We start from the raw sequence: 13,647 nt of genomic DNA on the forward strand, positions 1-13,647 counted from the left end.
GTTCCACGTGCGCTTCGCCGTTCGGCTGCTCTGCCTGTCCCTCATCGCCTTCACGCTCACCTTCGCGGCCTCGTCGCCGGTGGCCGCCCACGAGGAGCGTGAGTCCCAGTTCCCCGCCGGCGACGGCACGGTCCCGACCAAGCGGTCGCTCGCGCAGGCGGCGGACGTGATCGTGGTCTGCAAGGCGGACTCCCGCAAGCGCATCAAGAAGCTGCCCGGCAAGAAGCTGCGCGCCTTCAACCTCAAGCTGCTCAAGCAGTGCGAGCACCGGCACATGCAGGCGGCCGTGGACGCGGTGAAGAAGCAGCGCACCAACATCTACGTGCTGCCCGGCCTCTACCGCGAGCAGCCGAGCTGGGACAAGCCCTGCATGGACGCCTACGAGGGGGGCATCGTCGAGTACGACTTCGTCGTCTCCTGCGGCGAGGTCGTCAACCTGGTCACGATCGCCGGCGACGACCCCGCCGACCCGGACATCAAGTGCGACAACCAGCTGTGCGACCTGCAGATGATCGGCACCGGCGCGAGCCCCCGCGACGTCACCCTCAGGGGCGGCTACACCAAGGACGGCGACTGGATCAAGCACAACGGCATCAAGGCCGACCGCGCCGACGGCTTCTACCTCTCCAACATGCGGGCCATGCTCTTCCGCGAGAACGCCTTCTACGTCCACGAGACCGACGGCTACGTGCTCGACCGCTTCGAGGGCTCGCACAACGACCTCTACGGCGTGCTGACCTTCACCTCCGACCACGGGGTCATCTCCAACTGCAACGCCCACCACAACGGCGACTCGGGCGTCTACCCGGGCTCCGCGGCCGACGTGAACTCCACCAGCAGGAACACCGGTCCGCTGAACCGCTGGGCCACCGAGGTCGTCAACTGCAACCTGCACCACAACGCGCTCGGCATGTCGGGCACCGCCGGCAACTCGCTCTACGTCCACAACAACCGGATCCACCACAACGGGCTCGGCTTCATCGTGGAGTCGATCCTCGGCGGCCACCCGGGCATGCCCCAGGACCACGGCTGGTTCGAGGACAACAAGATCTACAGCAACAACGAGAACTACTACGAGAAGTACGTCCAGGGCGAGGACGCCCCGTGCCAGTCCCGCGTCGCACGCGAGGTGGGCCACCACAAGGGCGTCGTGTGCCCCGCCTTCGGCTTCCCCGTCGGCACCGGCGGCATCATCGTGGGCAACCACAACTTCATCAACTCCAACCAGGTCTGGGACAACTGGCGCCAGGGCTTCATGCTCTTCTGGGTCCCGCCGGCCCTCCTGCGCGGCGACTACAACCCGCTGCACCAGCAGGACAACTCCAACCACAACGCCTTCACCAAGAACGAGCTCGGCTACTCGCCGAAGGGCAAGGTCCTGCCCAACGGCATCGACTTCTACTGGGACGAGGCCGGCGACGGGAACTGCTGGCAGGACAACCTGACCGCCCCGGGCAAGGAGGTCACGCACAACTACGCCATCGACCTCCCCGACTGCGGCAACCCCTCGCAGTGGCCCATCGGCAACCTGATCAAGACCACCCAGCTGATCCCGTGCGCGACGTACGACCGCCGCTCCGAGCCCGACCCGGCCGGCTGCGACTGGCTCGACACCCCCGAGAAGCCCTCCTCCGACTCCGGTTCCGCGGGCTCCCGGGCCAGCGAGCAGCCGGGCGACGGGCCCGGCGCGCCGGCGGCGCTCCTGGCGGTCACCCTCGTGGGCACCCTGGGCATCCGCCTGGCCAGCGCTCGCCGTCAGCGGGCCAAGGCCGACCAGTGAGCCTGCAGACCGCACCCCGGGTCGAGCGCGACCCGGTCGCGCTCGACCTCGGTCGCGGTCCCGGCCCCGGCACCACGACCGGGGCCGGGCCGGGGGCCCGTCGGGGTCGACGTCGGCTGCTCGCCGCGGCGCTCGGCACGGCCGCGACGCTCGCGGTCGGCTGGGCGCTGGCACCCCACCTCGTCACCCTGGACCCCCCCGAGGTGGCGCTCGACCCCACCGCCGGCCTCTTCGTCGACGGCTACGGCGACACCGGCACCTACGCCCTGCACTACCGCTACGGCCAGGAGGTCGAGCTCACGGTGCCGCTCAGCAACGCCTCGGCGGTGCCGTGGCGGGTCACCGACGTCGAGCTGGTCGAGCCGACCTACCCGCTCCTGAAGCCCGTGGGGGGCACCGTCGAGCCGGTGACGCTCGCGCCGTACGGCGACGGCGAGGTCAGCCTGGCCTTCGAGTACGCCAACTGCCGCTACTACCACGAGCGCGCCAACAACTCCTACGAGCAGGTGCGGGTCTCCGGCACGGTGCTGGGCCGGGAGACCTCCGTGCTGGTGGACCTCGCGGTGCCGCTGGTGGTGCACAGCCAGGTCATCCTCAACTGCCCCGAGCGGACCCTCGTCCGGGGCGACGACGTACGGAGCTGACAGGCCTGCAGGGACCTCGTGCGGCCGGGTACTACCGTGTGGGCGTGATCCACAGCCACGAACCCCTGGCCGCACGGGTGCTGCGGGTCGTGCGGCGCACGCTGCTGACCATCGTGGGCGTGCAGCTGGCGCTCGCGGTGGGCATGTCGGTGGTCGACTCCTACCGCCGGCGCGGCAAGAAGCCCAAGCCGTTCCCCACCACGCCGCCGCGCACCGTGGAGATCGGCGGGGGAACGCTGACGACCTACACCTACGGCAGCGACCTCTACCCCGACATGCTCGCGGCCATCGAGGGCGCCCAGCGCCAGGTCTTCTTCGAGACCTACATCTGGAAGGGCGACGCGACCGGCGAGCGGTTCAAGAAGGCGCTCGCCGACGCGGCGGCCCGCGGCGTCGACGTCTACTGCATCTACGACGGCTTCGCCAACCTCGTGGTCTCCCCCGTCTTCAAGCACTTCCCGCGCTCGATGAAGGTGCTGCGCTACCCGGTGTACGCCGCCGGCCTGCGCTTCTTCGACCTGCGCCGCTACGGACGCGACCACCGCAAGATCCTGGTCGTCGACGGGGAGGTGGGCTTCGTGGGCGGGTTCAACATCGGCGACCCCTACGAGAAGGAGTGGCGCGACACCCACGTGCGGATCACCGGGCCCGGGGTGTGGGACCTCCAGCGCGCCTTCGCCGACTTCTGGAACCTCAACCGCCGCCGCCGCCTCGGCCACAGCGCGCGCCCGCTGCTGCTGGAGACCGCCTCGTCGTGGGAGTCGCGCATCCGCTTCCAGCGCAACGTGCCGCGGCTGTGGATGTTCCCGATCCGCTCGATGTACCTCGAGGCCATCAACCGGGCCAGCCGCAACATCTGGCTGACCACGGCCTACTTCCTGCCCGACCCCGACTTCGTCGACGCCCTCAAGGACGCCGCGCGCCGCGGCGTCGACGTACGCCTGCTGGTGCCGCTGAAGTCGAACCACATCGTGGCCGACTGGATCTCGCGCGGGTACTTCTCCCACCTGCTCGAGGCCGGGGTGCGGATCTTCCGCTACCGCGACGCGATGGTGCACGCCAAGACCGCCACCGTCGACGGCACCTGGACCACCGTGGGCACCGCCAACATCGACCGGCTCAGCCTCAGCGGCAACTACGAGATCAACGTCGAGGCCATCGACACCGGCTTCGCCCGGACGATGGAGGAGATCTTCACCGTCGACGAGTCGAACTGCCTGGAGCTGACGATCGGCGAGTGGGAGGCGCGCGACCTGCACCGCAAGTTCACCGAGTTCGTGCTGGCCCCGCTGCGCCCCCTCCTCTGACCAGGCCCAAATCTCGCGCTGAGCAGTCCCAAATCCCCCGCTGACCCGGCGCGAACTGTCACTCGACCGCGCAGGGGATGTCGAGCACGGCGAGGAGCTGCAGCGCCTTGGCCTTGTCCCCCTTGACCCTGAGCTGACCCTTGAGCACCCCGGTGACCGGCTTGAGGTGGCCGGTCGCCAGGCGCAGGAAGTCGTGCGCCTCGCAGGTGATGGTCGCGTCGCGGCGCTCGGGCACCTCGGTGTCGGCCAAGCCGGGGCCCGCGGTGCGGCAGGTCCCGCCGGCGACGCGGACGACGTACCGCTCGGTCTCGCCGTCGTCGCGGCCGGTGAGCCGGAAGCCGACCGTCAGGTCGCAGCGGGCGGCCTTGCGGGCGTCGAGGAAGGACGGCAGCCGGGTGAAGACCTCCTCGAGCACGACGGCACGGAAGCCACCGGCCATCACGGCGCGCAGGTGCGAGGTGGGGACGCCGACGAGCGCGCACGCGACGGCGACCGGGTCGAGGGCGCGCGGGTCGACGGCGACGGGGTCGGTCTCGGTGCCGGGGACGACGAACACCCCACCGAGCGCCAGTGCCATCTCGGCGTCGCCCTCGATCACCAGCCGACCGCTCAGCAGGTCGAGGCCGGCGTTGGCGATGCCGCCGAGGAGGTCGGCCAGGTGGCTCGCCGGCAGCCGGAGGACGACGTCGACCGGTGCGTCGGGCTCGGGCAGCACCTCGACCACGCCACCGGCGAGCGTGGCCGCGACCCGGGTGACGACGTCGCCGTCGTGGGTGAGGTCGAAGCGCACGCTGCCCCGCAGCGCCGCGAGCCGGTCGGGCAGGGCGTGCTCGGGCAGGCGCTCCACCAGTGCGACCGCCGCGGCCCGGTCCAACGGCACCGATCCTGTTGTCTGCGTCACAGTGTCACAGTAACCACGCCGACAGCCGCGCGTCGCCGGTTCAGGCCGGGTCGGCGCGAGATTTGCGACGGGTCGGCGCGAGATCTGCGACGGGTCAGCGCGAGGTGTGGGCCTGGTCAGGGGCGGGTGACGCGGGCGGGGAGGTGGGTGCGGGGCGACATCCGGGCCCCGTGGCGGGGTCGGTGCAGCCCCGAGAGCGCCAGCAGCGTCGGCACCCGGCCGCGCTGCGGGCGCCAGGGCTCGAGGTAGTCGGCCATCTCCTCGTCGGTGAAGGGGGTGCCGGTCAGCGCCCACCCGACGTCCTTGGCCACGTGGTAGTCGCCGAAGGAGACCGCGTCGGGGTCGCCGAAGGCACGCTGGCGCACCTCGGCACAGGTCCACACACCGATGCCGGGCAGGCTGCTGAGGCGGCGCTCGGCCTCCTCGGGCGGCAGCGCAGCGGTGCGCTCGAGCGACTCGGCCACCCGGGCCGCGGTGACGATGGTGCGCGAGCGGGCTGGGTCGATGTGCATCTTGAGCCACTCCCACGACGGCACCGTGCGCAGCTGGGCCGGCGTCGGTTGCACCCACAGCCGCAGGTCGGCCCCCGGGCCGGGCGCCCGCTCGCCGCGGCGGTGCACGAGCATCCGGAACCCGGCGAAGGCCTCCTGGCCGGTCACCTTCTGCTCGATGATCGAGGGCACCAGCGACTCCATGACCAGCCCGGTGCGCCCGAGGCGGGCGTGCGGGTGGCGGCGCCGGGCCTCCACGAGCACCGGGTGACGGGGCTCGAAGGCGCTCCAGTCGTCGTCGGCGCCGAGCAGCGCGGGCACGGCGTCGAGCATCCACTCCGCGCCGCTCCCCCAGGCCCGGGCGTGCACCTCACCGGCGCCGGGCCGCGCCTCGAGCGAGAGCGTCGCCGGCCCCTCCGGCGTACGCACGCCGCGCCAGATCCGCCCCGCCTCGTCGACCCGGTACGTCGGGTCGCCGCGGCCGCGGCGCTGCTGCCCGGCGACCGAGGCGACCTGGCAGGGCCAGTCGGGTCGCCAGGTGCGGCTGCGGGGTTCCGGGGTCACCGGCCCGACGGTACGGGATGTAACACGTTCTAGTTCTGGGTAGTCTCCCGGCATGGTCCTGCAGATCCACGACGAGCACCGCGTGCGCACCCTGACCCTCGACCGGCCCGAGGCGCTCAACGCCTTCGACGAGGCGCTCTACGACGCCACCGCCGACGCGCTGCTGGCCGCCGCCGAGGACCCCGAGGTCGCGGTGGTGCTGCTGACCGGGGCCGGGCGCGCCTTCAGCGCGGGCACCGACCTGCGCGAGATGCAGCTGATCGCCACCGACCCCGCCTTCGAGCGCGGGCGGCACGGGTTCCCGGGGCTGCTCGACGCGCTCGTCGCCTTCCCCAAGCCGCTGGTCGTCGCGGTCAACGGCATCGGGCTGGGCATCGGGGCGACGGTCCTGGGCTTCGCCGACCTGGCCTTCATGTCGAGCACGGCACGGCTCCAGTGCCCCTTCACCGCGCTCGGCGTGGCGCCCGAGGCGGCCTCCTCGTACCTGCTCCCCCGGCTGATGGGCCACCAGGCCGCGGCCTGGATGCTGCTGTCGTCGGAGTGGATCAGCGCCGACGAGGCGCTGGCCGCGGGTCTCGTCTGGCGCGTCTGCGAGCCCGACGACCTGCTGCCGCAGGCGCGGGCCCACGCCATGGCCCTGGCGCGGCGCCCGGTGGTGTCGCTGGTGGCGGTCAAGCAGGCGATGACGGCTCCGCTGCGCGCCGGGATCGACGCTGCGCGCGAGCGCGAGAACGCCGCCTTCGCCGAGCTGATGGGCGGCCCGGCCAACCTGGAGGCCCTGGCCGCCTTCGCTGGTCGGCGCCAGCCTGTTCAATAGCCGGCATGCTGCTCGCCGACGTCGTCACCACCTCCCAGGCCGTCGCCGCCACCCGCTCGCGCAAGGACAAGGTCGCCGCGCTGGCCGACCTGCTGGGCCGCACCGGTCCCGCCGAGGCCGAGACGGTCGCGGCGTACCTCGGCGGCACGCTGCGGCAGCGGCGTACGGGGCTGGGCTGGAAGTCGCTGGGCGACCTGCCCGAGCCCGCCGGCTCCCCCTCCCTCGAGGTGCTGGAGGTCCACGAGCACTTCGAGGCGGTCGCGGCGCTGGCCGGCCCCGGGTCGGCCGGCGCCCGGGCCGCGGCGGTGCAGAGCCTCTTCGGGCGGGCCACGGCCGAGGAGCAGCGGTGGCTGCGCGGCGTGGTCACCGGCGAGCTGCGCCAGGGCGCCCTCGACGCGCTGGTGCAGGAGGCGGTCGCCCGGGCCGCCGACGTGCCGCTGCCCCTCGTACGCCGCGCCGCCATGCTGTCGGGCTCGACGGTCGCGGTGGTCGTGGCGGCGCTGGCCGAGGGCGAGGAGGCGCTGCGCGCGATCGGGCTGGAGGTGATGCGTCCGGTGCTGCCGATGCTGGCGGGCTCGGCCACCGACGTGGCGGCAGCGATGGCCAAGGCACGGGGCGGGGCCGAGGCGGGCGGCGAGGTCGTCGTCGACACCAAGCTCGACGGCATCCGGGTCCAGGTGCACCGCGACGGTGACGAGGTGCGTGTGGCCACGCGCAGCCTCGAGGACATCACCGCCCGTCTCCCCGAGGTCGTCGAGGTGGCGCGCGCGCTGCCGGCCAGCCGCTTCGTCCTCGACGGGGAGGCGCTCGCGCTCGACGACGCCGGTCGGCCGCGCCCCTTCCAGGAGACCTCGTCGCGCACCGCCCAGTCGGCGGGCGTGCAGGTCACCCCGTTCTTCTTCGACGTGCTCCACGTCGACGGCACCGACCTGCTCGACGCCCCCGGCCGCGAGCGCCTCGATGCGCTGCACGCGCTGGTGCCCGAGCAGCACCGGGTGGCCGGCCTGCGCACCGCCGACACCGCCGCGGCCGAGGCGTTCCTCGCCGAGGCGCTGGCGGCCGGCCACGAGGGCGTGGTGGTCAAGGGCCTGGAGGCGCCGTACGCCGCCGGGCGCCGCGGGTCGGGCTGGGTCAAGGTCAAGCCCGTGCACACCCTCGACCTGGTCGTCCTGGCCGTGGAGTGGGGTTCGGGCCGGCGGCGCGGCAAGCTCTCCAACCTGCACCTGGGTGCGCGCGACCCCGAGGGCGGGTTCGTGATGCTGGGCAAGACCTTCAAGGGCATGACCGACGAGATGCTCGACTGGCAGACCGAGCGGTTCCTCGCCCTGGAGACGCACCGCGAGGGCCATGTCGTGCACGTGCGGCCCGAGCAGGTGGTCGAGATCGCGATCGACGGGGTGCAGCGATCGACGCGCTACCCCGGCGGCGTCGCGCTCAGGTTCGCCAGGGTGGTCCGCTACCGCGACGACAAGACCGCCGCCGAGGCCGACCCCGTGGAGAGCGTGCAAGCCCGGTTGTCAGGAGCCTGACCGCGCGAGCGTCCGCTCGCGCTCGCGGCACCCGCACGGCGCTGATGCACAGCGCTGTCACGGCGATCCCAGCCGAGAACACGACACCCCACGCAAGAGGCGCGAACAGCAACGCGATCGGTGCCGCCAGGATCAAGCACAGGATGTAGCCAGTCTCCAGCCCCGAGGGCGGGGGGCGGTCGGCAGCAGCGCCAGCGCAGCCACTTCGACTCCGAGTCCGATGAGGGTGCCGTGCGGGAAGTATCCGAACGCGGCTGTGGACGTCACGGCGACCAGGAGCGTGCAGGCCAACAGCGTCCACCACCAGGGCGGGAAGTGCCTGGACCTGGCGGAGATCGCCGCTGGGATGGCGGCGAGCGGGATCGCGAGCAACACGAAGATCTCGGCACCCCACAGGCTGTGCCACGGATCGGGAGCGCCCTCTGCCAGGTAGCTGGTCACGGACACGGGGGCGCCCAGGAGGAACAAGACCCCCACGACGCCGGGCAGCCTCCCGTAGCCGAGCAGCGGCCAACCGATCAGGATCCATGCAGGAACCAGCAGCACTCCTGCCCAGGCGTACAGCTCGAGCCCGCCGGCGCCGTCGAGCTCCCGCACCAAGCCGTAGACGGGGAGACTGTCAGCCGAGAGCGCCCACTTCGGTGCATCCTGTCCGTCCCAGGCGACGAGCTGCGGGGGAAGCAGGAACAGCGCCCAGGCTGCTCCTGTCACCGCCGAGGCCGTCGCCCAGGGGCGGCGTCGTCCCGCCGGGAGGGACTGTCCCTGCTGGCGCTGCGAGGCCGAGCGGCCCTCAGCTGAGGGCGACAAGATCGTTGCGCAGGTCGATGAGAGCTGCCACGCAGAGGACCGCGAGGCCGGCCCGCAGGAACCAGGCGGGCCAGGGGCTGAGGAGGAGGGCGCGACCGGTGTCGTAGCCGCGCAGCGAGCGGAGCGCGGTGAAACCTGCCGCCAGCGCAAGGGTCACCGGGAGCAGGAGGACCCATGGGGCGAGCCCGATCGCCATGAGCCAGCTGGGCGGACGCCAGCGTTCGAGGGCGCGTTCTCCGAGGACGTGCAGCAGTGCGACGTAGACGGCTGGGAGAGCGATGAAGAGACCCGCGGCGAGCCACAACGGCTCCAGGAGCCGGAAGTCCACTCCGTCCGTGTGGACCACGATGGCCCCGACCACGACGGCGGGACCGAGCGAGACCGTCAGGAGGCGGAACCAGGAGGGCCCGACGATCAGGCCGCGGACGACGACGTAGAACCCGGCACCCATCACTCCGAGCTGCAACCCGGCCAGCATCAGCTGAGCGGAGCCCGACAGGGTCACCTGACCCATCACGAAGCCGTCGTCGCTGGTCACTCCGGTGGCGTCCGGGTTGAGGGCGGCGAGCAGGAACATCGCAAGTCGTCCGACCACCCCGACGACGAAGGCACCGCAGGCTCCGCCCACCACCGTGAGCACGGACAGGGTCCTGGCGGCGCCGAGCAGGTCGTCCCGCCACGGCGTTCGTGGTGTCCCGGCTAGCACTGCACTCGTCATTCGGCCCTCCCAGATCGCCATGGTGGAGGACGATCACTGGCGCAGCCATGCCCCGAACTAGTCATTGCACCCCAGCGACGTCGAGCAGCCCTACGAGTCCTTCGACCTCCTCGACAGGCTCATCGTCTGACCCCGGCGCGCGGCCGCGGTCAGCCGAGGAGGCCGGCGAAGTCGACCAGGAAGAGCCCGGCGAAGCCGGCCAGGTAGACCAGCCCGGCGTACGACAGGTAGCGCAGGCCGGGGCTGAGCGCGCCCTCCCCGCGGACCAGGCTGAAGTTGAGCCAGGCGAAGACGGGGGCGGTGAGGAAGGCGCTGATCATCGCGAAGGTGAGCATGGTGGCCAGCGAGGCGCTCATCGCGACGACGATGACCAGCCCGACGCCGGTGATGCCGCTGACCCAGAGGTTGAGCGAGCCACGGCTGAACTCGGTCTCGCCGCGCAGGAGGCGCAGCGACTCCGCGCACGCCCGGGCGTAGCCGTCGATGACGGTGATGACCGTGCCGTACATGCAGGCGAAGGCGATCGCCGCCATGAGCGGCACCGCCCACTGCCCGATGGCCGTGCCGTACATCTGCAGCAGCTGGTCGACGTACGCCCCGCCCTGGCTGGCGACCTCGACACCGGAGCCGTACTGCACGAGCGCACCGAGGGAGAGGAAGAACAGGGCGAGCACGGCCGAGGTGGCGTAACCGACGTTGAAGTCGAAGAGCACGTCCTTGGCACGGCTGGGGTGCAGCTTCTGCTTGGCCTGGATCCACAGCGAGTTCAGCGCGCTGATCTCGATCGGCGCCGGCATCCAGCCCATCAGCGCCACCAGGAAGGGCAGCGTCGCCCAGGTCCACGGGGTCGGCTCCACGAAACCGGCGACCCGCTCCGAGCCGGCCGAGGCCGCCATGAAGGTGGCCGTGATGGTGGCCAGGGTCAGCGTGACGATGATGACCTTCGTGACCGCGTCGAGGGCTCGGTAGTGGCCCGCGACCAGCAGCAGCCACGCCGAGGCCATCATCGCCGTGGCCAGCGCCGGGATGCCGGGAGCCCAGGCGTCGGGGAGCATGAAGCCGAGGATCACCGCCCCCAGCAGGCCGACCCCGGCGGTGGAGATCACCGAGCTGACCGTGGCCAGCACGAAGAACACCCACAGGTACCCGCGACCCTTGCGGGCGTACCCCTCGACGAGCGACCGGCCGCTCTCGACGGTGTACTGCGGGCCGAAGCGGAAGAAGGGGTACTTCAGCAGGTTGGCCAGGACGATGACGAAGGCCAGCTGCCAGCCGAAGCGGGCGCCGGCCTGGGTCGAGGAGATCAGGTGGGAGCCACCGATCGCCGCCGAGGCCATCAGGATGCCGGGCCCGAGCGCAGCCAGCCTGGCGGCCCAGACACCGGTCTCGCGCTGCTCACCCGAGGTCGCGGGGCGCTCTGCCGTCTTTGCCATTGGCCGAAGTTAGCACCGGGCGGCCGAGGCAGAGCCGACGCCCGCCGACACACACCCACCGCTCTGACGGGTGTCCCTATGGAGTCCGAAGCGCCCTTATCTGCCGAAGAGCGGACGGGCTATGCCTTGGTGCGATGGCGGCAAGAAGGCACGACCTCTACGTGCCAGCCCACAGTTGCGGACCGCTCGAATCGCACACGTCGCTCGATTCGCCGTTGCTCGTCTAGAACCAGGACGAAGACCAGCCAACCGTCGTTGCCTCGGACCAGCGCATCGGGTTCGGCAGGGTAGACCGTCGGCAGCACCTCACGCAGTGTGAGCCGAGTTGGGTAGATGCTGGGGTCGGTGAAGGCGCGCAATCGAGCGCCGCGTGGACAGGCCCAGCGAAACTGCGGACCTGTCTGTTCAGCCGGCACTGCAGACGTGGTCGTTGCTGTCTCTACGACAGCCTTCGGCGGCGGCGAACCGGTTTGGTCGGGGGCACAAGAAGTCAGAAGAGCTATAGCAAGCAGACCCAACGACACGGCTGAGAATCACGACATTGGGACGCGCCGCGTGGCCCATGAGTTCCATCCGGAACTGCGCTGGTGGCGCACGGGACCACCGAAGCGCGGGCGCTCCGGACGGCAAAGGCCGCGAAGTTCTGGGCGGCGGCGGGCAAACTGCGCACATGGCTGAGACATGCCCCTGTTGCGGTTACAGAACCCTGCCCGAACGTGGGGCATACGACCTCTGTCCGGTCTGCTGGTGGGAGGACGATGCCGCGCGGACTGACGCGGAATCGCTGGACGGCCCCAACGGCACGACCCTCATGGAAGGCCAGCGCCTCTACCAGCGATACGGGGCGAGTTCCCTACACGGAGTGCACAAAGTGCGACCGCCTGCGTCCCACGAGCCGCGAGACCCAACGTGGGCTCCGCTGCGACGACCGGACTCGGACCCGAGGTCGGAGTTCCTTCGCGACACCGGTCGGCTGCTAGAAGTGGCCACCCAGGAAGCCCTCAAGAAGGCGCGTGGCACTCGCAAAGAGGGGGACATCGGGCGGTTTCTCGGACTGCGCGAGGCCTACGCCCTCCTGGTCACCCAGGCCGATGCCTTCGGCATCGCTCGTCTCGATGTGGGGGTGGAACCGGACGTGACCCTAGAGCGCGACCTGCTCCTCGATCCGCCACGCGGCTTCTTCGCAGGCTGAATGACGCGCCCGCTTCTGCCGCTGACAGAGCACCGTCCCGCCGAAGAGCGGATGCGTCCCGTCTGGGCGTCGTGACATGGTTCAGCGTGATCACCACTCTGTCGACCGACGCGCTTGGCGCTTGTGTTGCCCTCTACGTCGACACCTTCAATGCCCCGCCCTGGAACGAGTCGTGGAAAGCGGAGGATGCCGCTCAACGGCTCGGCGACTCCCTCGCTACTCCCCGCGCCCACGGGGTCTGTTCGCGAGACTCCGACGGGGAACTGCTCGGCTTCGCGGTCGGTCACCTGGAACGTTCGGGAGTCGACGACCACTTCCTGCTCAAGGAGATGTGCGTTCGCCCGAGCAGGCAACGCGAAGGCCACGGCACCCGGCTGCTGGGTGCTCTCGCCAAGCACCTTGAGGACGTTCGGCACTGGTATCTCCTGACGGCGCGTGACAGCGACGCGTCAGCCTTCTACGAAAGGAACGGCTTCCGCCCCGCCGGACGCATGGGCGTCTTCGTCCGACCCTGACCGTGCGGAGCGCACTATCGGACTGAGGCATGCTTCCGCTCATGCTGCGTTGAGGGCGCCCGCGCACGAGGCGGGGAAGGTGCTATGCCCTGCACTCTTGGGCCCATCCGTTACCCCTTGCTGGCTATCGCGGGTCCGGGCCGGAGGCAGTGTTTGCCGTGTTTACCGTTGTTTACATTGAGAGACCTAAGTACACATGTCTGCCGCGATGAGCGCGGTTGTGGCGATGACAGGACGTCCGGCTGGCTGCGAGGACACCTACTCTGATCACCATGAATGCGCCCGTGAGTCGGTACGTCGACCACGCCGTAGAGGGCACTCCGGTAGGGCGATGCGTCGTTCTTCCCGGCAGGCAGTACACGCCCGACGGCCCGTTGCTCTTCTTCGCGACGCAAGCCGCACTGATGCGCGGATGGGACGTGCGCCAGGTCTGGTGGGAGGCTCCGGAGCGCGGCAGCCTCCCGATCGTTGACGAGATGGACTGGGTCGGTGATCAACTGGAGGAGGCCCTTGAGGGCTACACCGGTCGCCAGTTGGTCGTCGGAAAGTCTCTCGGAACGCTGGCCGCGACACGAGCCGCCGCTCATCGCCTTGACGCCGCGTGGCTCACACCCCTGCTCGCCGAACCCGAAGCCGCCAAGCCCCTGCTGACGTACCCCGCCTGCCAGCTTGTCGTTATCGGGTCGAGCGACCCGTACTTTAGCCGCGAGGTGCTCGACGTTCTCCCTGGCACCAGTCTGGTCGTCCCAGGCGACCACGTCTTGCGAGTTGCTAACGACGCCGCCGCCATGGTTAGGAGCCACGAGCAATTCATCCGGGCATTCGACGCATGGCTGGTGAGCATGCAGCTCTGAAACCTCGGTGCTCGCCGCATCCGATTTCGCCGCCTAGCGTGCGCGTCGGCGCGCGCCCATATAGCCGCGTAGCGTGCGCCCGCGGCCATCCGGTT

13 protein-coding genes and 1 pseudogene are annotated in these 13,647 nt (G+C 70.8%); 9 read left to right on the forward strand and 5 right to left on the reverse strand.

The genetic code is table 11. The annotated features are described in order from the left end of the window. The first annotated feature begins 7 nt into the window (after positions 1-7). The 3 genes from OCU29_RS14455 to OCU29_RS14465 are packed head-to-tail and all read left to right on the forward strand — an operon-like array spanning position 8 to position 3,731. A complete protein-coding gene (locus tag OCU29_RS14455; RefSeq protein WP_261820463.1) occupies positions 8-1,780 on the forward strand; it encodes a right-handed parallel beta-helix repeat-containing protein in 1,773 nt (590 codons plus the stop codon). Continuing rightward, positions 1,777-2,424, forward strand: a complete 648-nt coding sequence (locus OCU29_RS14460) for a hypothetical protein (RefSeq protein WP_261820464.1) — start codon at positions 1,777-1,779, stop codon at positions 2,422-2,424. The genes OCU29_RS14455 and OCU29_RS14460 overlap by 4 nt, the downstream gene beginning before the upstream one ends. A gap of 44 nt (positions 2,425-2,468) precedes the next feature. After that, the gene (locus OCU29_RS14465) at positions 2,469-3,731 is read left to right on the forward strand and encodes a phosphatidylserine/phosphatidylglycerophosphate/cardiolipin synthase family protein (RefSeq protein WP_261820465.1); all 1,263 of its coding nucleotides are present in this window, start codon (positions 2,469-2,471) and stop codon (positions 3,729-3,731) included. Between the two features lie 58 nt (positions 3,732-3,789). Here the strand turns inward: OCU29_RS14465 and OCU29_RS14470 are convergent, their stop codons facing one another. Both OCU29_RS14470 and OCU29_RS14475 read right to left on the reverse strand, forming a co-directional pair. Then, the gene (locus tag OCU29_RS14470; RefSeq protein ID WP_261820466.1) at positions 3,790-4,632 is read right to left on the reverse strand and encodes an SCP2 sterol-binding domain-containing protein; all 843 of its coding nucleotides are present in this window, start codon (positions 4,630-4,632) and stop codon (positions 3,790-3,792) included. Between the two features lie 116 nt (positions 4,633-4,748). Next, positions 4,749-5,687 carry a DNA-3-methyladenine glycosylase gene (locus OCU29_RS14475; protein ID WP_261820467.1) on the reverse strand — a complete coding sequence of 313 codons (939 nt, stop codon included), beginning with the start codon at positions 5,685-5,687 and terminating at the stop codon, positions 4,749-4,751. Between the two features lie 52 nt (positions 5,688-5,739). Here OCU29_RS14475 and OCU29_RS14480 point away from each other — a divergent pair, with 52 nt between their 5' ends. Both OCU29_RS14480 and OCU29_RS14485 read left to right on the forward strand, forming a co-directional pair. Further along, complete coding sequence (locus tag OCU29_RS14480) at positions 5,740-6,504, forward strand: enoyl-CoA hydratase/isomerase family protein (protein ID WP_261820468.1); 765 nt, start codon at positions 5,740-5,742, stop codon at positions 6,502-6,504. A gap of 5 nt (positions 6,505-6,509) precedes the next feature. Then, positions 6,510-8,033 (forward strand): ATP-dependent DNA ligase, encoded by a 1,524-nt coding sequence (locus OCU29_RS14485; protein ID WP_261820469.1) that lies wholly within the window; start codon positions 6,510-6,512, stop codon positions 8,031-8,033. A gap of 132 nt (positions 8,034-8,165) precedes the next feature. Here the strand turns inward: OCU29_RS14485 and OCU29_RS14490 are convergent, their stop codons facing one another. The 3 genes from OCU29_RS14490 to OCU29_RS14500 all read right to left on the reverse strand — a co-directional run bounded on the left by OCU29_RS14490 (position 8,166) and on the right by OCU29_RS14500 (position 10,991). Then, positions 8,166-8,744, reverse strand: coding sequence for a hypothetical protein (locus OCU29_RS14490; RefSeq protein WP_261820470.1), 579 nt, complete (start codon positions 8,742-8,744; stop codon positions 8,166-8,168). 79 nt (positions 8,745-8,823) lie between these two features. Next, positions 8,824-9,579, reverse strand: a complete 756-nt coding sequence (locus OCU29_RS14495) for a hypothetical protein (RefSeq protein WP_261820471.1) — start codon at positions 9,577-9,579, stop codon at positions 8,824-8,826. Between the two features lie 128 nt (positions 9,580-9,707). After that, positions 9,708-10,991 carry an NRAMP family divalent metal transporter gene (locus OCU29_RS14500; protein ID WP_261820472.1) on the reverse strand — a complete coding sequence of 428 codons (1,284 nt, stop codon included), beginning with the start codon at positions 10,989-10,991 and terminating at the stop codon, positions 9,708-9,710. Positions 10,992-11,661: 670 nt separating this feature from the next. On the opposite strand from OCU29_RS14500, the pseudogene OCU29_RS19850 reads away from it, so the two are divergent. The 4 genes and pseudogenes from OCU29_RS19850 to OCU29_RS14515 all read left to right on the forward strand — a co-directional run. Continuing rightward, positions 11,662-11,874: pseudogene (locus OCU29_RS19850) on the forward strand (CPCC family cysteine-rich protein); the annotation flags it as partial. Positions 11,875-11,973: 99 nt separating this feature from the next. Next, positions 11,974-12,183, forward strand: a complete 210-nt coding sequence (locus OCU29_RS14505) for a hypothetical protein (RefSeq protein ID WP_261820473.1) — start codon at positions 11,974-11,976, stop codon at positions 12,181-12,183. Between the two features lie 86 nt (positions 12,184-12,269). Continuing rightward, positions 12,270-12,698, forward strand: a complete 429-nt coding sequence (locus OCU29_RS14510) for a GNAT family N-acetyltransferase (RefSeq protein ID WP_261820474.1) — start codon at positions 12,270-12,272, stop codon at positions 12,696-12,698. 272 nt (positions 12,699-12,970) lie between these two features. Next, complete coding sequence (locus tag OCU29_RS14515; RefSeq protein WP_261820475.1) at positions 12,971-13,552, forward strand: hypothetical protein; 582 nt, start codon at positions 12,971-12,973, stop codon at positions 13,550-13,552. Positions 13,553-13,647: the final 95 nt, after the last annotated feature.

Source organism: Nocardioides sp. OK12 (assembly GCF_024341885.1).
GTDB lineage: Bacteria > Actinomycetota > Actinomycetes > Propionibacteriales > Nocardioidaceae > Nocardioides > Nocardioides marinisabuli.

Coding starts and splice junctions, on each gene's coding strand:
- OCU29_RS14480 (WP_261820468.1), top strand. CDS start 5,740: ATGGTCCTGCAGATCCACGACGAGCACCGCGTGCGCACCCTGACCCTC.
- OCU29_RS14485 (WP_261820469.1), top strand. CDS start 6,510: ATGCTGCTCGCCGACGTCGTCACCACCTCCCAGGCCGTCGCCGCCACC.
- OCU29_RS14495 (WP_261820471.1), bottom strand. CDS start 9,579: ATGGCGATCTGGGAGGGCCGAATGACGAGTGCAGTGCTAGCCGGGACA.
- OCU29_RS14500 (WP_261820472.1), bottom strand. CDS start 10,991: ATGGCAAAGACGGCAGAGCGCCCCGCGACCTCGGGTGAGCAGCGCGAG.
- OCU29_RS14515 (WP_261820475.1), top strand. CDS start 12,971: ATGAATGCGCCCGTGAGTCGGTACGTCGACCACGCCGTAGAGGGCACT.